Here is a 24,182-nt window from a genome sequence, read left to right as displayed (position 1 = left end):
CGTTTTCAAGTTGTTGTGATACTAGTAGCTAGTTCTTTCATAAGTCATTACTTATGAATAAATATAAAGAAACTTTTGCGAGTTCCTTCTAAGTTTGTTTACCGTTCTTTAGTGCGAAATAAGAAGCAACTAGATAAAGAAGTCAAAGTAATTGAATTAAAGATTTTATCCTTAGTAAAAGAAGAGCAACAAGAACAACTAACCTTATTGACATCAATACCAGGAATAGGTCAAAAGACAGCCTTATTTTTAATTGTAATTACCGATGGATTTACTAAGTTCGAGAATGCCTCACAACTTTGTAGCTATGTAGGAATCACACCGACAATTAGAGAACCTGGTAGTAGTATCAGAGGCCGTGCACGAATAAGCAAGGTAGGTAATCGAAAGCTTCGGAATCTTTTGTTTTTATGTGCTTTTAATGCTTGTAAACACAACAAGGCGTGTAAGGCTATTTATGACCGCATAGTTGCTAAAGGTAAAAGTAAGAAACTAGCTTTAATAGCTGTTGCTAATAAGTTATTAAAACAGTGTTTTGCTATTGCAAAATCTAAAAGGCCATATGATGAAACTTACGTTTCTATATTGCCTAGATAAATAGAAATTTAATACAATAAAAAAGCTCAAAAAATTAGTTTTTGAATCTATAAGCTTGGAATAATATTGTCTCAGGTTAAGGAAGAATTTGTTTGTTTTTCACCTCAGTTTTTTGTTGTGCACAGGTTTTATTCCTTATCTAAATTCTTTAAATCAATTTCTCTAAAATAGATATTCTTTTTGTAATTTTTCATACAATACTTTAAAGTGGCTTTTCCTAATTTTTTTCTAGTATTGTTTTCAATACAAGCCTTTGCTATAAAATAACTGAACTCCAGTTGGTTGTCTTTAAAGTTCTTTTTCCCTTTTTCAAAAAAAGTAATTGCCTTTTCGACATCTTTAAGATCATTAATATAAAAATCGTAGTAAAATTCCAAATTTGCTTTTAGAACTCTATTTTCAAAATCATCTTCACTATTAAGCATTTTATTTGCTAAGTAATCGGCATTTTTAAAATCGCCAATTTCTTTATTATAAACAAAAAGCATGTGAGTTTGAGTTGGATATCCATTTACTTTTGAATTGTATTCAAGAATTTGATTTAAAGCATTTTTGTTTTTTGTGTTAATGCTCATTTGTAGTAAAGAATAAAAATCATCTTCTTTTATTTTAATATCAATTCCATATTCTTTTTTTATTCTTTGTTTTATAAAGTTCAAGATATTGTTTTATATCAAAACTTTCTTTTTTCGATTCTGTGTAAAAATCATCAATATTCCTGTATTGTTTAAATATAAATTTTAATCCTTGAATCAATGAAATTGCCGGCATTTCAAGATGATTGGCATTAAACTCACTTATTTTTAAATTGTCTTTAGTTACTTCGCCTTTTAAATATATTGCAAACTCATTAAAACCAAAGTCTTTTGTTCCGTAACCAATAAATATATTTGTTTTATCGTTTACTGCTAAATAAGATTTTATTCTACTTTTAAAATTTTCGGATTCTCCGCTTAATGAAAGAGAGATAATTCCATTGAAAGGATTGTTGTTTTGAATAGGTAAGCACATAACAAAGTGAGCTGTATTGGAGTGCCCTATTATTGAATTATAACCAGATGTGTTGTAAGTTGAATTAATGTATGGAATCACATCTTCAAACAAGAAGTTTTTTAGTTTTTCAGAACCCTCTAAATAAATAGTTTCATCTGCATTGGGGTATTTACTAAAATTTGGTGTTGTTTCATAACCTCTGTCATTATGAAATATTCCAACTACAATCGTTTGCGGTATTACATCTGTTGCGTAGTCATAATCATTTTCAATCGTTAGTTTACTTAATTGAGCAACATAGTTTGAAGCCAAATCAAATAAGGTATTTCCGTCTAAAGTATAGAGTACTGGATATTTTTTAGAATTATCATATTCTTTCGGAAGAGCTATTTTTATAGTCCTTTTTTGGTCAGTAAAATACTCAGATTCTAATTCAATTGTAGTGTATTCCAATGAACTTTTTTCGGTTTTTATCTGACTAAATGATAATTGTGAAATAAGTAAAAAACTAAAAATGTTAAAGGTTAATTTCATAAAATATTTTTTATTCAAATTAAGCACAAAGGTCTCGGCTAAGTTTAGTTGCTTAAATTTAAAAAGAATTGTTTTACCTCAGTTTTTTGTTGTGTTTTCGTTATTTAATGTCATTCACAATTTCAAAGAATATTTCATTTGCCAATGGTCCAAACCAATTGCCTCCACTTGATGATAAAAAAACTAAGCCTATGTTTTTTTCAGGTGAGAAATAATAATCACTGCTAAAGCCATCTGCATCACCATCGTGTTGATAAAATGTCCAATCTTTATTCTGTGAAAACCTAAATAGTCCAAATCCATAAGCAATATTTTCTTTTTGCCTTCTAGTATAGGCTTTATTCGAAAAACTTGCAGGAACTAATGAATTTTTGGCTTGACTTCTAAAACTTTTTATTTGCAACTCCATAAGTAAAGTCAAGTCTTCAACATTTGAATAGATACCACTTGCTGAAGTTTGTTTTCCGAAATTGAATTTTTTTTGTTCAATAGTTCTATCACCATCATCTTTGTAAGAAGTAACTATTTTGTTTTTATACTGAGTCGGATTAACAAAAGTGTATTTTAATTCATATTTGTTTGAGATATACTCTTCTACCAATTGCTCAAAATCTTTATTATTGACTAACTCAAGAATGTATCCTAAAACGCTATAACCCAAGTTGGAATACTCATATTTGTTGCCTGCAATATTTTCGAGTGAGACTTCATTTAGCTCTTGTATTAAGTCTTCTTCAGACATATATGTAATTCCTTTAACAGAATCAAATTTTACTGCTCCATTTTCTCTGGCTTCTCTGTATATAGGGTCTCGAGGTAATCCACTTGTATGATAAAGTAAATCAGATATTTTGACCTCACTTAACCTTTCAATAGCCTTTTTGCTTAGTTTGTCAGATAAGTACTTTGTAATAGGTTCGTTAAGATTAATTTTTCCTTCTAAAATAGAATTATTAGCAATAATACCTGTCATCATTTTACTTAACGAAGCTATTTGATAAACAGATTTTTCATCAACTTTAATACTACTGTTTCTGTTGGTAACACCAAAAGACTTATAAATATGATTTCCGTTGTTAACGATTCCTATGGAAAGAGATGGAACATTGTTTTCCTTTAAAACGTCTTCAATTTTACTAAATATTTTATTGTATTTGTTTGAGTCGGATTCTTCTATTTCTTCTGAAGTTATGGTATCAGCTGTTTTTTTATTCTTACAACTACTAATAGTTAGTAAAAGGCTAAATAAGATAAATATTATTTTTTTCATTTTTCTTTTTTCGTTTTGAAATATGCATTTTTTTATAGAATAGGTCATAATAAAGCTCAACAGTTAGTATTTGAAAAGTAGGCGGTTCTGAAGTACTAAAATTTAATGTAAACCTAGAATTATAGTATCTAAATTTAACGAAGATTTTGTTTGTTTTTTATCTCAGTTCTTTGTTGTAAAACGTTTTTATTTCTTTATCCTTATCGGCCAACTGTCCGAAGGCGAATTAAGATTTATTGATACATTATTTTTTTCAATTCCGACGAGTTCAATTTCAGGGCAATTTTCAGGCGTTATTTTTATCCGCTTATTTAATCGATTAGACAATTCGGTCAGAAACTCCATCAGTTTTTCGTGGTCATTTATTCCATTAAATTCTCTTGGGTCAATATCGCATTCAATTTCGTCCTCCGTGAAAAAATGCGTGTTGATTTGAATATTATCTAAATAAATATTTGCAGTATTGTTCCAGTCAATTTTTTTATCCCAAAATTCAATCAATCTATCAAAATTGATTTTCGTTTCAGTTTTTTGAGTGTTTTCGTTGAACCATTTAATATCAAATCTTTCATTAATGAAGTCCACAAAAATTTTCCAGTCATTTCTGTCCGTATCAGGAATGAAGATGTCTCGCCAAGAACCATCCCAAAAATAAATGTCGTTATTTAATTCTTTCCAATTCAGTTTTTCTAAATGTTTTACAACGTTCAGTATAAGAAACGTAGGGCAGGTGATAAGCGATACATTTCGGTTTATTACATAGCTAAATATAAATATTTTGCTTTTATCTTTTCTACTATAAATGCCAAATTTTATATTTGGCGACCTTGCAAATAAACACAGACCTTTCGGCAAGCCAAAATCGCCCTATGTTTTTTATACATTGTTACCAGCTTTTTTATTTTCTGATTATTATTTCTAGTTCTTTTTTGTCAGTCGAAAAACAAATTAAATCATTGTCAAAACCAAAATGAATTGGAGTCACGTTCTCAATTATTTTTTCATTAATGAGTTTGCCATTTTCATTAATTTCAGAATAATATTTTTTTGATTCCTCAAAGACCTTTTTATAGCTAACAATTTCCGGCTTATTCCAAGTAACAGAATGTACAAAGTCAGAATCTATGAGTTTTAAGATTTTACCTGAATAAAAATTATCTTTTAAATTCTCTGTTCCAAATAACTCAAATTGATATTTTTTTGAGTATTCCTGAGATGTCGTCCAGAAATAACTAAATACTTTATTTTCTATTTCTACTAATCTACAATCAGCATATTCGTGGAGCTTTTTCAAAGGAATGTTTAATTCTTGTAATTGAATATTTTCTCCTTTTGAGTTTGTCTTGATTAGAGTACATTTTTCCGATATAATACTTATGAATAAATTTTCCTCAGAAACAATAAAATCAAATTTGTGTTTCGCGCTATTATGAACAAGTATTGGTTTGTTTAGTTGTGGTAATTGCTTTAAATCAGAAGTTGTTGCAAAATTCATAAAGGTTCGTCTTTCTTTGAATTTCTTTTTATTTTGTTTTAGTCCAACCCAATACCTTAAATTTTTATCACGATAACTTTTTATGCTCGTGAAATCTGATTGTGTCCAAGTTTCTATATGTTGGAAAATAATCTTTTGTTTCGATAATATACTTTTTTTGAAATAAACTTCATACCACAAAGTATTGAATCCTTGATATTTGGTATTTTCATTTTTAAACGTTTCTGTTGTAGCAATCGAAATCAATACTTTATTTTCATCTATATGAAAATTAGCATTCCAAATGTCAACATTATCAAAACTAAACTCAGTAATTATTTTTAATGTCTTATCTAAAACACTCAAGGTATAATTACCAGAATACCCACTAATTATCAAATAGTGATTATTAAATTGTTCTATGTGAGAAATTAAATTAAGGGTCATTTTTGTAATTGCTGGTAATGTCTCGGCTAAGCGTAGTGCGGTAGTAAGGAAACTTTTCGTTTCCGTCTGCGCACGAAGCTAAAGCTTATTGTTTAGTTTTATTTTTTCTTGTCCAAAGCTAAATCCATAAGATTTAGCGACACAATAAATATACACAGACCTTTCGGTTTTTCCCTAAAGTCCGCATTACGTTTAGGTATTGTTGGGTGCAGTTTTCTTTTCAGAACAGGCATCAATCAACAACTCCCCAAGTTCGGTTAATAAATATTTTTCTTCATAATCAACTTCAATGTCAAAATCAACAACTAAATATTCTTCATTTGGATTGTTAGGAATTTCCAAGGTATTTGAATTAGAAAGATTTTCTTTTACATATTTAACTAATCCAAGCCTACTAAGATTGGACACTTCAAATTCACGAAGACTACCATCAGGAAATTCTTCTGGTTTTTGAACATTCCATTTATATGACCATTCTTTATGTCCTAAATTTCTAAGTTCAGATTCAAATTCAGATTTTTCTTTTCTTAATTCCCACATTTTATCTGAATAAAAGTATTCCTTACCATTAGATTCTATTTCCATCTGTTTTTCTAATTCAGATATTTGTTCTTTTATTTTTCTTTCTTTTTCTGGTCGATTGGTTTTATATTCTTCGTACTCCAATAAAAGGTTCTTTAGTCGCTCTTTTCTTTCAAGAACAACTTTCTCTAAAAGAAGAAATTCTTTGGTAGATAATTGTCCTAGAATATATGGAAAAACATGGTTTTCAATGTTCTGGCTAGAGTCAACCATATTGGACAAAAGTATAGCCCATTTATCTTGCAAGATTTCATCTTCTTCAAGGGCTGAAGTTTCTAATAACGGGACAAGTAATTTAAAGGAAACTGTTTTAGGCTTAATTCCGTGCTTTTCACAGTATTCTTTTGCTTTATTTAAAACCTTTACTTGATTTTTGAATTTCCAATAGGTAACTTTTTCTTTAATCAAAAGACCGGTTTCCTCAACAGCTGGCATAATTAATTTATCTAAAAAGTCTTTGGCAAGTTCAATTCCTTTTTCGATTGTTGAAGACTTAATGTTTAAATCATTTCCCATAGTTTTTTTAAATTGCACCCAACGAACGTGTATGTGTGCCTTCAGTTTGTATTTTAATAATTTATTCTGTGGGGAAAGTTTTGAAAGCTAAATATAGCAGTTTGTTTTTACACCTAATTGCGGTTTTTCCGCAAAAGCTATAAAATTACTGTCTACGGCTCCAAATTTCATGTATGGGTTTACCTTTACTAGAGTTGCCGGTATGGTGCCAATTATCATTTTTTAATTCAAAATTAAACTGCAAACTAGCGCCGACTCGGGTACTGTCTTTTGAGAAAAAGTCAATATTTTCGGTATATACACCACCAACCGTAGTATATGTGCCACCGCCAGTGCCCATAAATTGTTTGGTTTCGGTATTGTACGCAATCCACTGAAAGCGTGTACCAGAAAGTAATTTCATGGTTTTTCGGGGTCTGCTAGTATCGCGCTGTTGTATTGCGCCATCTTTCACTCGCCCAGACATTAGCCAAGCGCCTTGTAAAGCTCCGGGAGTGCCATCGTCTATTTTTGTAAACTGTAGGTTGCCTTCTACTTTAGTAAATGTACTATCCGTAACTTTTACTTGAAAACTAACATCAGTATTAATGCGCTCCGGTCTGTTGCTATCAAACTCCACATGCTCACTAACCGTATTATCTTTAAAACTATACGTACCACCATTGCAATTAATAAAAGCACCTGTTTTAGCATGGTAGGTGCTTAGTACTTGGTAGCCATCAGAAAAAATGACCACATTTTTTAAAGGTTCGCCAGTATCAGAGGTGTAATATCTTTCCCAAGCACCTTTAATATTTTGTGCGTTACTACTCATACTAAAGAGTAGAGTAAAGGCAAAAAAAATGGTTTTCATATCGGTTGGTTTTTATGTACTTAGCTTAAAGGTAGTAAGAAAATTAACACACCAAAATAAGCGCTAATTTTTTTTAAAAAAAATATACAATTTATAGGTAATTATAATTTTAAATGAACATATATTTGCGGCCGTTTAAAAAACAAGAATTTACGCAGTAGTAAACTGTTTATTAGTAGTTTATAGCTGTTTTTATGCCACAGTGTTATGGAGTTATTTAACTTAACTATTGATATTTTAGGAATGGTTGCCTTCTCAGTTTCAGGGGTAATGCTAGCAATGAATAAAAAGCTTGATATTTTTGGGGTTTTTATTATTGCCTTTGTTACCTCGGTTGGTGGTGGTACACTACGTGATGTTTTAATAGGTGATAAGCCTGTTTTTTGGTTGCAAGAAAATATTTATATGTATAGTATTATAGGTAGTGTAATTGTGGCTATAATTTTTCGTGACCAGCTTAAATATTTACGAAAATCGTTATTTTTATTTGATACCATTGGTATTGGTTTGTATACGATGGTAGGCATACAAAAAGGGCTGTCTTACGGTTTAGAACCTATTATGTGTATTGGTTTAGGCACAATTACGGCAAGCTTTGGTGGTGTAATCCGTGATATATTGTGTAATGAAATTCCTGTAATTTTTAGAAAAGAAGTGTATGCTACAGCGTGTTTGTGTGGTGGTTTTGGTTATTTTTTACTTGAGAAATTACCAATAGATGCAGCATACCCATACATTGGTGGTATTGTAATTGTAATAAGTATTAGATTACTAGCGGTACGTTTTAAAATTGCTTTGCCTAATATTTATAAAAGTAGTGTGGCCTAAAAAGCTTCGGCTTTTAAAATGTACACATTCTGTAAGGGCCAATCACGACCATCAACAGGTTGTTTGTTAATTTTGTCAACTACATCCATACCTCCAATTACTTGCCCAAAAGCTGTATAATCTTTATCTAAATGGTATGAGCCTGGTTTCGTTACTACTATAAAAAACTCGAAAGGTGAGGCTAGTTTATGCGGATTGTCAATTTCACTACTCGGCATAGAGATAACGCCACGGTTGTGTCTGTGGCCTTTTCGAGTATCGGGCGGTAAAAGGTAATGTCCAATTTTTTGTCGCTTTTTACCTGTTTCTACATTGTCAGAATTACCACCTTGAATCACAAAATCTTTTACCACCCTATGAAACATGGTATTATCAAAATAGCCTTTTTTAGTTAGGTAAACAAAATTTGCACGGTGATAAGGCACATCATCATATAGCTGAATGGTAAAGCTACCTAAGTTAGTAGTAATTTTAACCTTATCTTCTTTTAATGTTTTTTCATACTCAAAGAAAAAAGGAATAGCGTTTTCTTCATCTAAAATAAATTCTTTTTCTTCCTCTGCTACAGCAAAAATACTGTCTTTTTCATTTTTAACAGAAGAATTGGTAGTAGGTTGGTTTTGGTTTTTTTTGCTTGATGTATCTTTGCATGACAAGAGTGCAACAAATGCAATCAGTACAGAAACCGAGAATTTATAACGTATCATGAATTTTGATGAATTTTCTAAACGGATTTCAAAAATAGAAAATCTTCCGCTTCCAGGAGAAGATTCTCATTACAAAATGGCGCCCGAAAATCGCGTAATTGAGTTGCAAAAGTTAAAAGTAGATAGAAAAATGGCTCGTAAAGCCGCTGTATTGTCTCTTTTTTATCCTGATAAATTACAAAATACTAATTTATTACTCACCTTAAGAACTACCTATAAAGGTGTACATTCTAACCAAGTATCTTTTCCTGGGGGTAAAGCTAAAGAAGAAGATGCTACTTTATTAGCAACCGCATTACGAGAAACACATGAAGAAGTTGGTGTTTTGCCAGCACATGTGCATGTAGTAAAAAAGCTTACCGAAATATATATTCCGCCTAGTAATTTTGAAGTGCAACCATTTATTGGTTTGTATGAAAATCCGCAACCTTTTTTAAAAGAAGTGAATGAAGTAGAAGAGATTGTAGAGGTTTCATTAACCGATTTTATGGATGATAGCGTTATGATAGATGAAATTTTAACAACTTCTTATGCAAAAAATATTGCTGTACCTGCTTTTAAATTAAATGGTTACACGGTATGGGGAGCTACTGCAATGGTATTACACGAAGTAAAAGACTTATTAAAACAAGTACTATAAAACCATATTTTGTAAATTTGCTTGCTCAAAACCAAAATTAATGCCCCTATTCAAGAAAAATCCGTTCGGACATTTACTATTTATAAAGAAATGGATAATACGCATTTTAGCGCTTATTAGTCACCGTAGATATAAAGGTTTTAACAAACTAGAAATAGAAGGTGCTGAAATTATTAGAAAATTGCCTGGTGAAAATGTACTGTTTGTAAGTAACCACCAAACCTATTTTGCTGATGTTGTTGCGATGTTTCATGTTTTTAATGCCAGCTTAAAAGGTAGAGATAATACAATTAAAAATGTAGGATACATCTGGAACCCGAAAATTAACATGTATTATGTAGCGGCGGCAGAGACGATGAAAAAAAGTTTACTGACAAAAATTTTAGCCTATGCAGGTTCAGTAAGTGTACAACGTACGTGGAGATCTGAGGGTAAAGATGTGAACCGTCAAGTAAAAATGAGTGATATTTCTAATATTGGTAAAGCACTTGATGATGGTTGGGTTATTACTTTCCCACAAGGAACAACAACACCTTGGAAACCGCTACGAAAAGGAACAGCGCATATTATTAAAAAATACAAGCCAGTTGTTGTACCTGTAGTTATTGATGGTTTTAGACGTTCTTTTGATAAAAAGGGACTTCGTATTAAAAAGAAAGGTATTCTACAATCAATGGTTATTAAAGAGCCGTTAGATATTGACTACGAGAATGAATCTTTTGATGCTATTATTGAAAAATTAGAATATGCCATTGAGCAACACCCTTCGTTCTTAAAAGTACTTTCAGCTAAAGCATTAGCAGAATTAGAAGAAGAAAATAAAGCTCGTGAATGGAATGCTTAAATTTCAAGCTTTTTTAACTCAGTATAATTTCTGTTCAGCTTTTTAATCAAAAACCCATAAAGTAAAAAGTAGATTGCTCCAATGCCAAGGGTTAAAAATACACCTGTACCGGCAACTGTTAACATAGCAATTAGCTTGATGCTTTTTAGTTTTTCTAATGAGATATGGCTAATATCTTGACCTGATAATTCAAGACTTTGTATAAAATCATCATTTACATAAATACCAATGGTAGTTATGGTGAAAAATAAAACAATCATTATTAATGAAAAAATGATGTAGTTCTTTACCGTTTTTCTAGTCTTGATAATTTTAGACATTAACTTTTTGGCATTATCAAGCACCGAAATTTCTTTGTAACGTTTGTAGAATTGAATAATAAAATAAGCAATTACAATATATTGAATAACGGTTAAAATTAGCATGGGAGTTTTAAGCCCCAAACTGTCATACACTTTTACACCATCATTAACCGAAGGTAAAAGGTATAACAAATGCGGAATGGTAAATTCTATAATACTAATTATAAAAATCCATTTTACGACCGACGAAGATTTTTTTAAGAGCATCTTATATATATCTTCATACGATAGTTTTGGATGCGCAACCTCCTTTTTTTGCCAATCTTTTTTTAATAGTTCTAATTCATCCATCATAGATAGGTTATGGATTTAATATTGTTTTTAATTTTGTCTTAATTCTGTTCATCTTTACTCTAGCATTCACTTCAGAAATACCAAGGGTTTCAGAAATTTCAGAATAATTCTTATCTTCTAAGTATAAAAAAACCAGCGCTTTATCAATGTCATTCAATTGCTTTACGGCTTTATACATTAATTTTAATTGTTCTTCTTCAGTTGGGTCATATTCGTCTGCTTTTATTTTAAAAATTACAGATTCATAATCTAAAGTTTGTACTCTTTTTTTAGATTTTCGGTAAAGTGTTATTGCGGTGTTTAATGCCACACGATACATCCAAGTACTAAATTTTGAATCACCTCTAAATTTTGGATATGCTTTCCATAATTGAATGGTAATCTCTTGGAACAAATCATTATGTGCATCTTTATCATTTGTATACAACGTACAAACTTTGTGAACAATATTTTGATTGCTCTCAAGTTCCGTTACAAATGCATGCTCTAAATTTTTATTCACATTAAATTGGTTGATGTATTATATAAGTAGCTGTTTTTGTTTTTTTGTTACAGTAAAAATTAAAAAAAACGATAATTTTTTATCGGTTTATCTATTTTGAAAGCTAATTAACTGTATTTCATTAGTTTCTGTAGTCTAAAGCGGGTTTTCTATCTCCTAATAAAGGAATATAAGTGAAATCTTCACCTCTTTTTTCAATCAATTCCTCTTTAGCTTTTTTCACCACATCAGGATTGTTCAATACATCAATTGCGGTTAAGGTTAATGTTTTAGCGGCATTCATCATAGCTTTGTAACCAATACTTGTACCACCTGCAGCAACAGCCTGCCAACTATGAGCTGCTGTTCCTGGTACCCAAGTTGCCGTACTCAAACCTGCAGTTGGCACAGCAAAACTAACATCACCAACATCTGTAGAGCCAAAAGCTCTAGCTTCAGTAGTATACGGCATAATTTTTAATGCTTTTTCTTCGTCAAATTCTTTTAAACCTAATGTGATTGAAATTTCATTGGCAAACTTTTTTTCTTCATCAGTATAACTAACACCACCAACTTTAGTTAAATTATCATGCATAATTTTTTGCAAGGTTAAATTTGGTAATAATTCATGGGTGCCACCAATCATTTCATAATCCATAGTAGTACCAGTACCTAAAGCAGCACCTTCGGCAGTTTTTAGCAAACGATCAAAAATATCAATCACAACATCTCTTCGGTTATGTCTAACATAGTAATACACTTCAGCAAAATCAGGTACTACATTTGGAGCTTTACCACCATCAGTGATTACATAATGTATTCTTGCTTCTTGCGGAATATGCTCGCGCATTAAATTTACCATCATATTCATGCTTTCAACACCATCTAATGCAGATCTTCCTTTGTCAGGTGCGGCAGCAGCATGAGCAGAAACACCATAAAACCTAAACTTAGCAGATTTATTAGCCAATGCGGCACCAGCACTTGCTGCATTCGCATTGTTTGGGTGCCAATGTAGAGCAATATCAACATCATCAAATAAGCCCTCTCTAACCATATACACTTTACCTGAACCACCTTCTTCAGCTGGGCAACCATAAAAACGAACAGTACCTTTAACCTTATTCGCTTTTATCCAATCTTTTACCGCTATTGCAGCTGCAGTTGATGCTGTGCCAAATAAATGATGTCCGCAGGCATGGCCAGCAGTTTTACCTAAAGACTCTTTGTGAGAAACAGCTTTTTGTGATAAACCAGGTAATGCATCATATTCACCAAGTATAGCAATTACAGGTGATCCTGATCCGTACTCAGCGATAAAAGCAGTGGGAATACCAGCAACTCCTTTTTCAATTTTAAAATTTTCATCGGCTAATGTTTTTTGTAACAAAGCGCTACTTTTTTCCTCTTGATACCCCATTTCGGCATAATCCCAAATGCTTTGAGCAATTTTAGTGTACGCAGTACTTTTGGTATCTAATTTTTCCAAAACTTTCTTTTCTGAAGTTTGTGCTATACCAAAATTTAAATAGAGAATAGTGATAAGAGTAGTGGTGAGTAATTTTTTCATAATAGTGGTAATTAGTTATGTCTACATAAAAATAGCAATTTCTTTTATGTAAGCTACTCAGGTTTGTTTAAATTTGGTTTTAATGAGCGCATTGAATATACCCAAAAGTAGTTTTCCTAGAGTAATCATCATTGGTGGTGGTTTTGCTGGTGTTGCACTGGCAAAAGAGTTGAGTAAGAAAGAAGTACAGGTTGTTCTTTTAGATAAAAACAATTACCATACTTTTCAACCTTTGTTGTATCAAGTAGCTACTGGTGGTTTAGAGCCAGATTCTATCGCATACCCAATTCGTAAAATTTTACAAGACTATCCTAATTTTTTCTTTAGACTAGCGAATGTTTTAGAAGTTAAAACAGAAGAAAAACAACTAGAAACGAATATTGGTACTGTCAAGTACGATTATTTAGTGATGGCTACTGGTGCGGAAACAAACTTTTTTGGAAATAAGGAGATTGAAGAAAACGGAATGGTTATGAAATCTATTCCTGAATCATTAAACCTAAGAAGTTTAATACTCGAAAATTTTGAACAAGCTTTATTGACAGATGATTTGCACCAACGTGATGCATTAATGAATTTTGTAATTGTAGGTGGCGGCCCAACAGGTGTAGAGTTGGCTGGTGCTTTGGCTGAGATTAAAAAAGGAATTTTACCAAAAGATTATCCTGACTTAGATACGCGTAGAGCAGAGATTAACTTAGTACAATCTGGCGATCGTATACTAAAAGAGATGAGTGATAAAGCTTCAAAAAAGGCAGAAGACTTTTTAGAAGAATTAGGTGTTCATGTTTGGAAAAACACGCGAGTACTGTCTTATGATGGAAAAGTTGCAACTACCAAAACAGATTTGTCTTTTGAGTGTGCAACACTAATTTGGGCAGCAGGCGTAAAAGGTGCCTCAATAAAAGGTTTGGATGCACAAGAACTATTAGTACGTGGTAATCGACTAAAAGTAAATGAGTTTAACCAAGTAGTTGGCCACGATCACATTTTTGCTATTGGTGATGTTGCTGGTATGATAACAGAAAAAACGCCATCAGGACATCCAATGATGGCACAACCAGCGATACAACAAGGTAAAAACTTAGGTTTTAATTTGGTGCGACTTTTAGAAAATAAACCTTTAAAACCTTTTGTGTATAATGACAAAGGGAGCATGGCAACAGTGGGTAGAAATAAGGCTGTTGTAGATTTAGAGAATTATAAGTTTCAAGGAGTTTTTGCGTGGTTTGTTTGGATGTTTGTACACCTTTTCTTTTTAATAGGTTTTAGAAACAGAGTGATTGTTTTTATAAATTGGGTATACAATTACGTGCGTTTTGATCGTGAAGCGCGTTTAATTATAAGACCTTATCAAAGAGACTACGATAGGTTTAGGTAATTTATTATTTTCTTATAAACAGTAATACAGCTTCAATGTTAAAACTTGGCTAATATTCTGGTGTATTTGTATTGTTTAGTAGGTTTTCACTTACTTTTAATGTATAACCAATACAATTTCAGGATGTTAAAATTTTTCGTTTCACTTGTTTTATTTAGTAGTAACATTGTTTTTGGCCAGTCAAGCGGTATTAGCTCCGATCATATATTTGATGTACAATCTATTTACATTAACTCATTTGGTTATATGCATTACTCTAATGATGAGCAACATTCTAATTTTACTGTAGATTGGAGAGTAAACGAGAATAACTCTTTAATGATAAACGGTAATTATGATACCAATTCAGTAGGTGATATATCAAGATTTCAATTTATATATAAAACAAAGCTTACCGCTAATTTTAATGCATTTGCAGGTTATGAAAAAAGTATACAAAGAGAAATTTTTGGTGGTAATATTGCTAAAAATTCAAAAGCTATAATCGGTTTAGGTTATAATGTTGATGATAGTGTATCACTGCAAGTCATCAATCAAACAAATGTTGGAAACCAGAGCTTTTCTAATTTAGATATTGGTAGCTTAATAAAATTAGGAACTAAAGTTAAATTTTAATCCGACTTTTATTTTCTAGGGTGAAATTCATTCAGCACAGCAGCAAGGTGAGTTCTGTCAACATGCATGTACACTTCAGTAGTAGTAATGCTTTCATGGCCTAACATTTGTTGAATAGCTCTCAAATCTGCACCGTTTTGTAGTAAATGTGTCGCAAATGAGTGTCTAAAAGTATGCGGACTAATCGTTTTATTTAATTCTATTTTTTTTGCCAGTTGTTTAATGATGGTAAAAATCATGGCTCGGGTAAGTTGCTTGCCTCGTCTGTTTAAAAATAAAATATCATCAAAACCTTTTTGGATTTTTAGATGTACTCTTTTTTCGTTTTTATAAATATTGATGTATTTTTTATTGATATTACTAATAGGAACAAAACGTTGCTTGTCACCTTTACCCGTTACCTTTATAAAATCTTCATCAAAAAATAAATCTGATATCTGTAGGTTTATTAATTCAGAAACTCTTAGTCCGCAACCATACAAAGTCTCAAGCATAGCACGGTTTCTTTCACCTTCATTGGTTGAAAGATCTATGGCATTTATTAAATCGTTTATTTCTTCTTCAGAAAGAGTATCCGGTAGTTTTCTGCCAATTTTAGGAGCCTCAATAAGTTCAAGAGGATTGTCTTCTCGGTAATCTTCAAAAATTAAATAGCTAAAAAAACTTTTTAAACCAGATATAATTCTCGCTTGTGATCTTGGATTTACCTCGCTAGCAATCTCGTATATGAATTGCTGTACTACATCTTTAGTAATATGAATAGGGGAGACGTTTACATTATTTTCTTCTAAAAATAAATTTAGTTTTTGAATGTCTAAGCAATAATTAGTAATAGAGTTTGTTGCTAAGCCACGTTCAATTTTTAAATAGTCTTGATAATCTTTAATAGCGGTACTCCATTTCATATTTCAAAGATACTATTTTGGAGTTTTAAAGTTTATAGCCCAATAAAATACTTGCTTATACATTTATAAAAAAATGACCTTTGGTCGTAAATTCTCTTTTTATTTTGGGGTTAATTTTAAAAAGAAATAGATTTGATTTATAAATAATGTAAACAATTTTAAAAATGAAAAAATTAACATTGGTAATTGCTTTTTTTGCAATGGGTTTTATGAGTATTAATGCACAATCAAATTACAATACCGCTGTAGGTTTAGGTTTAGATTTTGGCTCAGGATTTACTTTCGTTGGACCTAGTGCTAAATTCTTTATTGCTCCAGAATCAGCTATTGAAGGTGAAATATTATTTGAATCAGGAGTTACAGCGCTTACTGGTTTATATGAATACCACGGAAGTATTGAAGGTGCTGAAGGTTTAAATTGGTTTGCTGGTGGTGGAGCCTCTATTCTTTTTTTTAGTGGAGATACTGAACTTGCTTTAAGACCAACAGTTGGTTTAGAATACAAAAATGCAACTGTACCCTTGGTATTTTCTTTTGATTGGAGACCTTTTCTTGGTTTAGGAGATTTAACTACTGAAGTTGGAGCTTTTGGTTTAGGTATTAGATATGTGATAAATTAATTATCAAGTAATTTATTTGAATAATAAAAAACCGAGATGAAAATCTCGGTTTTTTAGTTATTTAAAGTGATGTTTATCTATTGAAAACTATCAGTTAAAATTCTTATTAAATCAATTATTGCCCAAATACCAAGACCACCTAAAGTTAGAATAAATAAAATGTTAGCTCCAATAGGTTTTTTAGCGTACCAACGGTGTGCTGCAAAAAGTCCTAAAAAGAACCAAAAAGCAACGGCTACCCATTTGTCGTAACCAGCAGCAACGGCAGCAGGTGAAAATAATTCTCCTTCAGAATCATCAGTAATTGTCGTTTCTTGATTTGTAGTTGCTCTCTTTACAGGAAAAGAAGCTTCAACACTTGAAAGCGCAAATAAAAATAATAAAACAGGTAAAAATAATCTTAGTCTCATAATTAATTATAATTTTGGTTTCTTCAAATATAGAAATTAATTACAATGAACAGGTATTTTCTTACAGTTTTTGTTTTGTTTTTTTTAACATATTCAAATGTAAATGCACAACAAGAATATTTAGGAGTAATCAAACTTAATGATAGCGCTTTTATTTCTTACAGAGTAAATTTTGAAATTTTAAAAGATAATTCTGTAAAAGGATATACTGTTACCAATATGGGTGGTGCTCACGAGACAAAATCATATTTGGAAGGTTCTTATAGTGAAAAAGAAAAGTCTATCTTTTTTAAAGAAGTAGGTGTAGAGTATACTAAGTCTGATATTACTACGTACGATTTTTGTTTTGTTCATTTTACAGGGAAATTAAAAAATAGTAACGGCCAGCAAATTATCGAAGGACCGTTTTCGGGTAAGTACAGTGATGGGGAGTCTTGTATTGATGGTGAGATCATGTTGAAAAACATGGAAAAGATTGAAAAATTGGCTAAAAAAGCGGATAAGAAAATTCAACGCTCCAATAAAGTTTCAGACAGTATAAAAGAAAATATAAGCTTAGTTAATTTGATTGATCAAAATGGCTTGAATGTGTTAAAATCTGGTGAAAAGACCACCATTTTTGCAAAAAATGAAACTCTTTCGCTTGCAATTTGGGATGCGGGAAAACTTGATGGTGATAAAATTTCAATTTTTTATAATGGTAAAAATCTAATTAATAATTATGCTATTAAAAAATCTAAAAAAGAAATTAATTTAAAACTAAATAAAGGAGAAAATATTCTAAAATTTAGAGCTGATAATATAGGTGATATAGCACCTAATACTGCCAAAATTGAAATTGCAATAGGTGATAAAGTAATTGATTTGTTAAGTAATTTAAATAAGGGAGAGTATACTTCATTGGTTATCGTTAATTAAAGATTTGCTATAATTTTCTGCTATTTATTTCATAATTTAGCCTTATGAAAATATTGATAATTAACGGTCCGAATTTAAACTTACTAGGTAAGCGTGAGCCAGAAATTTATGGCTCAGACACTTTTGAAGATTATTTTGCAAAACTTCAATTCAAATTCAAAGATGTAGAATTAGAGTATTTTCAGTCTAATATTGAAGGTGAACTTATAGGAAAAATACAAGAGGTTGGTTTTTCTTATGATGGCATTGTTTTAAATGCAGCAGCCTATACGCATACTTCTGTAGGTATTGGTGACGCCATTAAAGCAGTTGAAACACCGGTAATTGAAGTACATATATCAAACACACACCAACGTGAAGAGTTTAGGCATGTATCATACATTTCACCAGTAGCCAAAGGAGTAATTTTAGGTTTTGGCTTGCAAAGTTATGATTTAGCTATTCAGAGTTTTTTAGAATAGTCCTGACAGTTTAGTTAACCCATTAAAGGTTTCAAATATTTTTTATCTACATAAAAAGTAGCAAAAGGTAAAAGTGCAGCAACGAATAATATAATAAATCGTTTTATACTCCACTTTCTTTCAATGCAAAAAATTGCAGCTAGTGCTACATATGCAATGAATAAAAAGCCATGCGCATAACCTATAAAAATGTTTGGTTCAGGAATATCAAAAAGATATTTCAATGGCATTCCTACTCCAAAAAGTAATAAATAAGAGATTCCTTCTAAAACAGCAGTAAGGCTAAATATTTTAAGCATAATTTTTTTTGTATTTATTGATATAAAAAATGCTGTGGTTTTAAAGCACAGCATTTTTTAAAATTTATATGTTTTTGCTGTATTATAGGTGAATTACTTCATCATAAGCATCAGCAACAGCTTCCATAACAGCCTCACTCATTGTTGGGTGTGGGTGAATTGCTTTTAATATTTCGTGACCTGTAGTTTCTAATTTACGAGCAACAACAGCTTCAGCAATCATATCAGTTACACCAGTACCAATCATATGGCAACCTAACCACTCACCATATTTTGCATCAAAAATAACTTTTACGAAACCATCTGGTGTTCCGCCAGCTTGTGCTTTACCACTTGCTGAGAATGGAAATTTACCTATTTTAATATCAAGACCTTCAGCTTTTGCTTGTTTTTCAGTTAAACCAACAGAAGCAATTTCAGGAGTTGCATATGTACAACCAGGGATGTTACCATAATCTAATGGCTCAACATGCATGTTAGCTAATTTTTCAACACATAGTATACCTTCAGCTGAAGCAACGTGCGCTAAAGCTGGCCCAGGAGTAATATCTCCAATTGCGTAATAACCAGGAATATTTGTTTGGTAAAAATCGTTTACTAAAACTTTATCACGATCTACAATAATACCAACATCTTCTAAACCAATGTTTTCAATATTTGTTTTAATACCAACTGCAGATAGTACAATATCAGCTTCTAATTGCTCTTCGCCTTTAGCTGTTTTTACAGTTACTTTTACACCTTCACCAGAAGTATCAACTTTAGTAACCTCAGAAGAAGTCATTACTTTAACACCTGATTTTTTAAAACTACGTTCTAATTGTTTAGATACATCTTCATCTTCAACAGGAACTATATTTGGTAAATACTCAACAACAGTAACATCAGTACCCATTGAGTTGTAGAAATATGCAAACTCAACACCAATTGCTCCAGAACCAACTACAATTAATTTCTTAGGTTGTTCTTTTAAGCTTAATGCTTGGCGGTATCCAATTATCTTTTTACCATCTTGTGGTAAACTAGGTAATTCTCTACTTCTTGCGCCCGTAGCAATAACAATATTTTTAGCGCTATATTCAGTTTCTTTACCAGCTTCATCAGTAACAACTACTTTTTTGCCGGGCTTAATTTTTCCGAAACCATTGATAACTTCAATTTTGTTCTTTTTCATTAGAAATTGAACCCCTTTGCTCATTCCATCAGCAACACCACGGCTTCTTTTTATAACAGCGTCAAAATCTTTTTCTACGTTATCAGCTTTTAAACCGTAATCTTCTGCGTGTTGTAAATAGTTAAATACTTGAGCAGATTTAAGTAATGCTTTAGTAGGTATACAACCCCAATTTAAGCAAATTCCACCAAGAGATTCTTTCTCAATGATAGCTACTTTAAAACCTAATTGAGAAGCTCTAATCGCAGTTACATAACCACCTGGTCCACTTCCTAAAACAATAACATCAAAATTGCTCATATTTATATTTTTTGAAATTTTAATTTGAAGTTGCAAAGTTACAAAACCAAATGCAAAGCCGTAAACAGATTTTGAAAATAAGTAGGTTTACTATGGATAATTCACAAAATTATTTGAACCAGTATCTTTTTTTTATGGATTATGTAGTTTTCAAAATTATTGACTTTTTTAAATTTTAGTCTAAACGGTATTTTTTTGATATTTAATTAATAATTTTTATTCCATTTTATTAAAAACAAGGTTTGAAAATGAACTTAAAATTCAGAAAACTTTAAATCAACAATTTCTTAATATAAAATTTTAGTAATGAGTGATTTATATAGTACATTTATAGTACACTTAAATTTTTTTGAAATGGCATTAGTTAAAAAAACAAAAGACAAGGGTTCACATACATTAGTTACGTTTACAGTTGCAACTGAAGAAGTGCCAAGTTCAACTCAAATTTCATTGTTGGGTGATTTTAATAACTGGGAAAGTATTGATACTGCTTGCCAAATGAAGAAAGAAAAAAATTCTTTTGTAAAAAGTATAAAGCTAGAGAACGGAAAACGTTATGAGTTCCGTTATTTATGTGCTACTAATGGATGGTTTAATGATAGTGAGGCTGATGATTATGTAGCTTCACCTTTTGATGGAGTTTCAAATAGTATTGTAGATTTGAGTGAGACGAAAAAGCCTGCTGCACCTAAAAAGAAAAGAGCCGTAAAAAAAGCTAAAGGAGATGATTTAAAAAAGATAGAAGGTGTTGGCCCCAAAATAGCAAGTATTTTAACTGAAAACGGGATTGGTACTTTTGAGCTCTTGAGTAAAGCTAAAGTAAAAACACTAGAAGCTATTTTGTTAACTGCTGGACCACGTTATAAAATGCATAAGCCCGGTACATGGCCAAAACAAGCAAAATTAGCTTTTGAAGGTAAATGGGACGCGCTTAAAAAATTACAAGATAAATTAGATGGAGGAAAATAAATAGTAGCCTAATAGCAGAAAAACTCACTAAGAGTAATTACTCTTAGTGAGTTTTTTATGTGTTACAATTTTTTTATTTACTTGCAGTTGCACCGCTAAAACAGTTAATGATATTGTTATTACCTGCAGCATCAACATGGTAATGATAACCTCTTACCTCATCATAATGACCACGGCAGTCATCTAAATCATCTGGTTCTTTACCATCTTCATTTAATTGTCCGTATAAACCATGACTATCCATAGCGTAGCCAATCATAGGAGCGTGGTGATCGTTTTGTGCTTCTTCTTTTGTTTTACCTGTAGCGGCATGGTAATGATAACCACTATCTAAATTAATATGGCCACCAGCATCATCAATTGGCGGAATTGTATATCCTTTTAAAATAATATGAAGTGGGGCAGGAGCGTCAAAAGCAACACCGTTAAAAGCAACACCTCTTTGTGAAGGTCCTCTTTTCTCGTCACCTTCACTGCCACCAGGAGGTGGACCTTGTGGTTTTTCACCAGTACCTTCTTCACCTTGTCGTGATCCATCAGGTCTGTCGCCACCACCACCTTGAGGATTTCCGGAAAAATTAATAGGTGTTTCTAATTTAACTGGTGTAATAGGTAATAGGTATGTTTTTGATAAATTACTTACATACTCAGGTAAGCACTCAATACAATAGTTAATAAACTCATCTTTAAGTTGAGCACCCATTAATTTTATGCAATCTTCTTGACTATCCGTTTTAATAATAGTACCATCTTCATTGTAAAGTTTCCAAAAATCATCGTGATAAAGTTGTGGTAGTTCTTTTATAAATTCACCGTCTACTTCGTATATTTTACCATCTTTAAATCATTTACCACCTTTCTCAGGTCCATCATCAATAGTATGCGGACACCAAGGTCCCATTTCATGATCTTTTGGAATTCCGAATGTTGTTATTTGGTAACATTTTGTTTTAGTGCCATCGCTTAATGTACAGTCTACAACCTCAATATTAAGATTGTTTGCGTCAGCTAAAAATAAAGAAGAATCTACATCTTTTATAACATATGTTTCCGTAGCTTCTTGTGCTTTTTTCTTAGTTGAATCGCCACATGAGACCAGTGCGCTTACAAGAAAAAAAATTAAGAATACTGATAAAAACATCTTTTTCATAATGTGTCTTTTAATAAATTATAAATATTAATTGCTAAAAATAATATATAGAATAAGCATCAAGTTGAGACATTATATTAAAATTATTAATAATAAAAGCTATAGTTTTAATTATAAGCAATTTACGATAGCAATTTTTTTAGCTCATTTTTCGTGTACTTAATTCTGTTTTTATTTTTTTTATAGTGGTAAGCTGTATTGGTACTATAGCACTACATGAAACAGCTACAGCTATAAGAGCAAAAAAGGTGGTGTTATTCCCTTTTGAAAGTAACCCGTAAATACAAGCAGCCACTAAAACAGTGAGTACTCCAATTAATGCACCTGTGACACTTTTGGCCATTTTTAATTCTGATTGAAGTTCTTCGGTGGTTTTGTTTTCCATGGTGGTTTCTTTTAGGTTTGTTAAGATACACATTAAAATGCAAAAGATGAATTGTAAAACTTTTCAAAATGTTGATTTAGTTTGGTTTAGTTGTAATTTGATGCAATAAAAAAGCGGCTTGAGAATTAACTCAAACCGCTTTAGCTTACTTTGGTTGTGTAAGGTTTATTAAGCTAATTTTTTTAGTAATAATTCCGCAACCAACTCAGATGATGCAGGGTTTTGTCCCGTAATTAATAAACCATCTTCTACAGCATAAGGTGCCCAATCTTCACCTTTAGAATAATTTCCTCCGTTTGATATAAGCATATCTTCAACCAAGAAGGGTACAACATTGGTTAATTGTACGGCCTCTTCCTCAGTATTAGTAAAACCAGTCACTTTTTTACCTTTTACTAATGGAGAACCACTAGTATTTTTAGTGTTCTTGAAAATGCCAGGCGCGTGACAAACTGCACTTACCGGCTTGTTATTGTTGTAGAATGATTCAATTAAAGTAATGGAATTTTTATCCTCAGCTAAATCCCATAGAGGACCGTGACCTCCAGGATAAAAAACAGCATCAAAATCAGCCTCATTAACAGTATCTAATTTTACTGTTTTAGCTAAAATTTCTTGTGTTTCTTTGTCATTATAAAAACGTTCTGTTGCAGGTGTTTGAAAATCTTCAGATGCACTTTTAGGGTCAATTGGTGGTTGCCCGCCTTTAGGTGATGCAATTGTAATATTAATACCTTTATCTTTTAATAAGTAGTATGGTGAAGCAAATTCTTCAACCCAAAACCCTGTTTTTTCTCCTGTATTTCCTAATTCATCATGACTAGTTAAAACAAATAATATATTTTTCATGTGGTATTTTTTTAAATTATACTTTGATTTTATAATAAAATTACAAGCAAAAAAAATCCAACGCTAATAGAAAATAATAACTGTTATATATTTTTAAATAGCTTGCTTTAACAAAATTAGAGCATGTATCATTCAAGAAAATTGATGTATGGTAATAAACAATTTATTTGCTTATTTCTTTGCGTATTCTACTCAAACTTTCTGTAGTAATGCCTAAATATGATGCAATGTGGTAATTTTTGACACTTTGCTCAATGTTAGGGTACGAATGTACAAACGAAACATAGCGTTCTTTTGCAGTTTGTGAAAGCGTAGCCAGAATTCTTTTTTGAAAAGCACTAAAACCTTTCTCCATTTTTTTTCTAAAAAATGTTTCCAATTTAGGGATTTCACTATACAGATTTTCCATTGTTTCTCTTGATATTTTGTAAACAATTGCATCGTGAATACACTCAATAGTCATAACTGCTTTTGTAGTCGAAAAAAAAGCTGTGTAATCACTAATCCACCAATCTTTTATCGCGAATTGTAGAGTGTGTTCTTTTCCTAATTTGTCAATGTAATAAGTGCGTAAACAACCACTACTTACATAATATTGGTTGTAAACTATTTCGTTAGCATGTAAAAGCGTATCCCCCTTTTTAAGTTTTTTAAGTTCAAATTTTGAGGTAATAAGATTACTTTCTGCTATAGAGAAAGAAGTTGCGCTGAAAATTTCTTGTAAAGTAGAATTAGTAATACTCATTTTAATGCT

At 31.4% G+C, this 24,182-nt stretch carries 29 protein-coding genes and 1 pseudogene; 10 read left to right on the top strand and 20 right to left on the bottom strand.

Features of this window, described 5'->3' with window-relative positions:
• Positions 1 to 75 precede the first annotated feature (75 nt).
• Positions 76 to 597: pseudogene (locus KO500_RS00665) on the top strand (IS110 family transposase); the annotation flags it as partial.
• A 128-nt stretch (positions 598 to 725) separates the two neighbouring features.
• On the opposite strand, the gene KO500_RS00660 reads toward KO500_RS00665, so the two are convergent.
• The 7 genes from KO500_RS00660 to KO500_RS00630 form a co-directional block, all read right to left on the bottom strand.
• Complete coding sequence (locus KO500_RS00660) at positions 726 to 1,256, bottom strand: hypothetical protein (RefSeq protein WP_215954564.1); 531 nt, start codon at positions 1,254 to 1,256, stop codon at positions 726 to 728.
• Positions 1,213 to 2,124, bottom strand: a complete 912-nt coding sequence (locus tag KO500_RS00655; RefSeq protein WP_215954563.1) for an alpha/beta hydrolase — start codon at positions 2,122 to 2,124, stop codon at positions 1,213 to 1,215. The genes KO500_RS00660 and KO500_RS00655 overlap by 44 nt, the downstream gene beginning before the upstream one ends.
• A gap of 100 nt (positions 2,125 to 2,224) precedes the next feature.
• Entirely contained in the window at positions 2,225 to 3,394 is a 1,170-nt protein-coding gene (locus KO500_RS00650) for a serine hydrolase domain-containing protein (protein ID WP_215954562.1), read from the bottom strand.
• 186 nt (positions 3,395 to 3,580) lie between these two features.
• On the bottom strand, positions 3,581 to 4,249 hold the full coding sequence (locus tag KO500_RS00645; protein WP_215954561.1) for a hypothetical protein: 669 nt from the start codon (positions 4,247 to 4,249) through the stop codon (positions 3,581 to 3,583).
• A 43-nt stretch (positions 4,250 to 4,292) separates the two neighbouring features.
• Positions 4,293 to 5,315 carry a hypothetical protein gene (locus tag KO500_RS00640; RefSeq protein ID WP_215954560.1) on the bottom strand — a complete coding sequence of 341 codons (1,023 nt, stop codon included), beginning with the start codon at positions 5,313 to 5,315 and terminating at the stop codon, positions 4,293 to 4,295.
• Between the two features lie 192 nt (positions 5,316 to 5,507).
• Positions 5,508 to 6,413, bottom strand: a complete 906-nt coding sequence (locus tag KO500_RS00635; RefSeq protein ID WP_215954559.1) for an Abi-alpha family protein — start codon at positions 6,411 to 6,413, stop codon at positions 5,508 to 5,510.
• 145 nt (positions 6,414 to 6,558) lie between these two features.
• Entirely contained in the window at positions 6,559 to 7,266 is a 708-nt protein-coding gene (locus KO500_RS00630) for a membrane or secreted protein (RefSeq protein ID WP_215954558.1), read from the bottom strand.
• A 207-nt stretch (positions 7,267 to 7,473) separates the two neighbouring features.
• Here KO500_RS00630 and KO500_RS00625 point away from each other — a divergent pair, with 207 nt between their 5' ends.
• Positions 7,474 to 8,094, top strand: coding sequence for a trimeric intracellular cation channel family protein (locus KO500_RS00625; protein WP_215954557.1), 621 nt, complete (start codon positions 7,474 to 7,476; stop codon positions 8,092 to 8,094).
• Here the strand turns inward: KO500_RS00625 and KO500_RS00620 are convergent.
• Entirely contained in the window at positions 8,091 to 8,801 is a 711-nt protein-coding gene (locus KO500_RS00620; protein WP_215954556.1) for a peptidylprolyl isomerase, read from the bottom strand. The genes KO500_RS00625 and KO500_RS00620 overlap by 4 nt on opposite strands.
• Between KO500_RS00620 and KO500_RS00615 the strand changes: the two genes are divergently transcribed.
• Complete coding sequence (locus tag KO500_RS00615) at positions 8,800 to 9,441, top strand: NUDIX hydrolase (RefSeq protein ID WP_215954555.1); 642 nt, start codon at positions 8,800 to 8,802, stop codon at positions 9,439 to 9,441. The two genes, KO500_RS00620 and KO500_RS00615, sit on opposite strands and share 2 nt — an antisense overlap.
• Before the next feature lie 40 nt (positions 9,442 to 9,481).
• Positions 9,482 to 10,285 (top strand): lysophospholipid acyltransferase family protein, encoded by an 804-nt coding sequence (locus KO500_RS00610; RefSeq protein WP_215954554.1) that lies wholly within the window; start codon positions 9,482 to 9,484, stop codon positions 10,283 to 10,285.
• Here KO500_RS00610 and KO500_RS00605 read toward each other — a convergent pair.
• The 3 genes from KO500_RS00605 to KO500_RS00595 form a co-directional block, all read right to left on the bottom strand.
• Entirely contained in the window at positions 10,282 to 10,938 is a 657-nt protein-coding gene (locus KO500_RS00605) for a hypothetical protein (protein WP_252732395.1), read from the bottom strand. The two genes, KO500_RS00610 and KO500_RS00605, sit on opposite strands and share 4 nt — an antisense overlap.
• Before the next feature lie 10 nt (positions 10,939 to 10,948).
• Positions 10,949 to 11,443, bottom strand: a complete 495-nt coding sequence (locus KO500_RS00600; RefSeq protein WP_215954552.1) for an RNA polymerase sigma factor — start codon at positions 11,441 to 11,443, stop codon at positions 10,949 to 10,951.
• 121 nt (positions 11,444 to 11,564) lie between these two features.
• On the bottom strand, positions 11,565 to 12,992 hold the full coding sequence (locus KO500_RS00595) for an amidohydrolase (RefSeq protein ID WP_215954551.1): 1,428 nt from the start codon (positions 12,990 to 12,992) through the stop codon (positions 11,565 to 11,567).
• A 91-nt stretch (positions 12,993 to 13,083) separates the two neighbouring features.
• Between KO500_RS00595 and KO500_RS00590 the strand changes: the two genes are divergently transcribed.
• Both KO500_RS00590 and KO500_RS00585 read left to right on the top strand, forming a co-directional pair.
• Positions 13,084 to 14,373: an NAD(P)/FAD-dependent oxidoreductase gene (locus KO500_RS00590; RefSeq protein ID WP_215954569.1), complete on the top strand. Its 1,290-nt coding sequence runs from the start codon at positions 13,084 to 13,086 to the stop codon at positions 14,371 to 14,373.
• Positions 14,374 to 14,496: 123 nt separating this feature from the next.
• Entirely contained in the window at positions 14,497 to 14,988 is a 492-nt protein-coding gene (locus KO500_RS00585; protein ID WP_215954550.1) for a hypothetical protein, read from the top strand.
• An 8-nt stretch (positions 14,989 to 14,996) separates the two neighbouring features.
• On the opposite strand, the gene xerD is transcribed toward KO500_RS00585, so the two are convergent.
• Complete coding sequence (xerD, locus tag KO500_RS00580) at positions 14,997 to 15,893, bottom strand: site-specific tyrosine recombinase XerD (RefSeq protein ID WP_215954549.1); 897 nt, start codon at positions 15,891 to 15,893, stop codon at positions 14,997 to 14,999.
• A 164-nt stretch (positions 15,894 to 16,057) separates the two neighbouring features.
• Here xerD and KO500_RS00575 point away from each other — a divergent pair, with 164 nt between their 5' ends.
• On the top strand, positions 16,058 to 16,513 hold the full coding sequence (locus KO500_RS00575; protein ID WP_215954548.1) for a hypothetical protein: 456 nt from the start codon (positions 16,058 to 16,060) through the stop codon (positions 16,511 to 16,513).
• A 77-nt stretch (positions 16,514 to 16,590) separates the two neighbouring features.
• Here KO500_RS00575 and KO500_RS00570 read toward each other — a convergent pair whose 3' ends face one another.
• On the bottom strand, positions 16,591 to 16,923 hold the full coding sequence (locus KO500_RS00570) for a TM2 domain-containing protein (protein ID WP_215954547.1): 333 nt from the start codon (positions 16,921 to 16,923) through the stop codon (positions 16,591 to 16,593).
• A gap of 45 nt (positions 16,924 to 16,968) precedes the next feature.
• Between KO500_RS00570 and KO500_RS00565 the strand changes: the two genes are divergently transcribed.
• Positions 16,969 to 17,841 (top strand): hypothetical protein, encoded by an 873-nt coding sequence (locus KO500_RS00565; RefSeq protein ID WP_215954546.1) that lies wholly within the window; start codon positions 16,969 to 16,971, stop codon positions 17,839 to 17,841.
• Positions 17,842 to 17,885: 44 nt separating this feature from the next.
• The gene (aroQ, locus tag KO500_RS00560; RefSeq protein WP_215954545.1) at positions 17,886 to 18,302 is read left to right on the top strand and encodes a type II 3-dehydroquinate dehydratase; all 417 of its coding nucleotides are present in this window, start codon (positions 17,886 to 17,888) and stop codon (positions 18,300 to 18,302) included.
• A 14-nt stretch (positions 18,303 to 18,316) separates the two neighbouring features.
• Here aroQ and KO500_RS00555 read toward each other — a convergent pair whose 3' ends face one another.
• Positions 18,317 to 18,601 carry a DUF3817 domain-containing protein gene (locus tag KO500_RS00555; RefSeq protein ID WP_215954544.1) on the bottom strand — a complete coding sequence of 95 codons (285 nt, stop codon included), beginning with the start codon at positions 18,599 to 18,601 and terminating at the stop codon, positions 18,317 to 18,319.
• An 82-nt stretch (positions 18,602 to 18,683) separates the two neighbouring features.
• On the bottom strand, positions 18,684 to 20,075 hold the full coding sequence (gene lpdA / locus KO500_RS00550; RefSeq protein ID WP_215954543.1) for a dihydrolipoyl dehydrogenase: 1,392 nt from the start codon (positions 20,073 to 20,075) through the stop codon (positions 18,684 to 18,686).
• Positions 20,076 to 20,381: 306 nt separating this feature from the next.
• Here lpdA and KO500_RS00545 point away from each other — a divergent pair, with 306 nt between their 5' ends.
• Positions 20,382 to 21,044: a helix-hairpin-helix domain-containing protein gene (locus tag KO500_RS00545; protein WP_215954542.1), complete on the top strand. Its 663-nt coding sequence runs from the start codon at positions 20,382 to 20,384 to the stop codon at positions 21,042 to 21,044.
• Positions 21,045 to 21,117: 73 nt separating this feature from the next.
• Here the strand turns inward: KO500_RS00545 and KO500_RS00540 are convergent, their stop codons facing one another.
• From KO500_RS00540 to KO500_RS00520, 5 genes are all read right to left on the bottom strand, one after another.
• Positions 21,118 to 21,747 (bottom strand): YHYH protein, encoded by a 630-nt coding sequence (locus KO500_RS00540; protein ID WP_215954541.1) that lies wholly within the window; start codon positions 21,745 to 21,747, stop codon positions 21,118 to 21,120.
• 141 nt (positions 21,748 to 21,888) lie between these two features.
• Positions 21,889 to 22,194 (bottom strand): hypothetical protein, encoded by a 306-nt coding sequence (locus KO500_RS00535; RefSeq protein WP_215954540.1) that lies wholly within the window; start codon positions 22,192 to 22,194, stop codon positions 21,889 to 21,891.
• A gap of 139 nt (positions 22,195 to 22,333) precedes the next feature.
• Complete coding sequence (locus KO500_RS00530) at positions 22,334 to 22,579, bottom strand: hypothetical protein (RefSeq protein WP_215954539.1); 246 nt, start codon at positions 22,577 to 22,579, stop codon at positions 22,334 to 22,336.
• Between the two features lie 168 nt (positions 22,580 to 22,747).
• The gene (locus KO500_RS00525; protein ID WP_215954538.1) at positions 22,748 to 23,428 is read right to left on the bottom strand and encodes a type 1 glutamine amidotransferase domain-containing protein; all 681 of its coding nucleotides are present in this window, start codon (positions 23,426 to 23,428) and stop codon (positions 22,748 to 22,750) included.
• 163 nt (positions 23,429 to 23,591) lie between these two features.
• Positions 23,592 to 24,173 carry a Crp/Fnr family transcriptional regulator gene (locus KO500_RS00520; RefSeq protein WP_215954537.1) on the bottom strand — a complete coding sequence of 194 codons (582 nt, stop codon included), beginning with the start codon at positions 24,171 to 24,173 and terminating at the stop codon, positions 23,592 to 23,594.
• Positions 24,174 to 24,182: the final 9 nt, after the last annotated feature.

Origin of the sequence: Cellulophaga baltica (assembly GCF_018861125.1) — a bacterium.
Classification (GTDB): domain Bacteria; phylum Bacteroidota; class Bacteroidia; order Flavobacteriales; family Flavobacteriaceae; genus Cellulophaga; species Cellulophaga baltica_A.
Note: the sequence above shows the minus strand (reverse complement) of the source record. Positions and strands in the feature narration are given on the sequence as shown.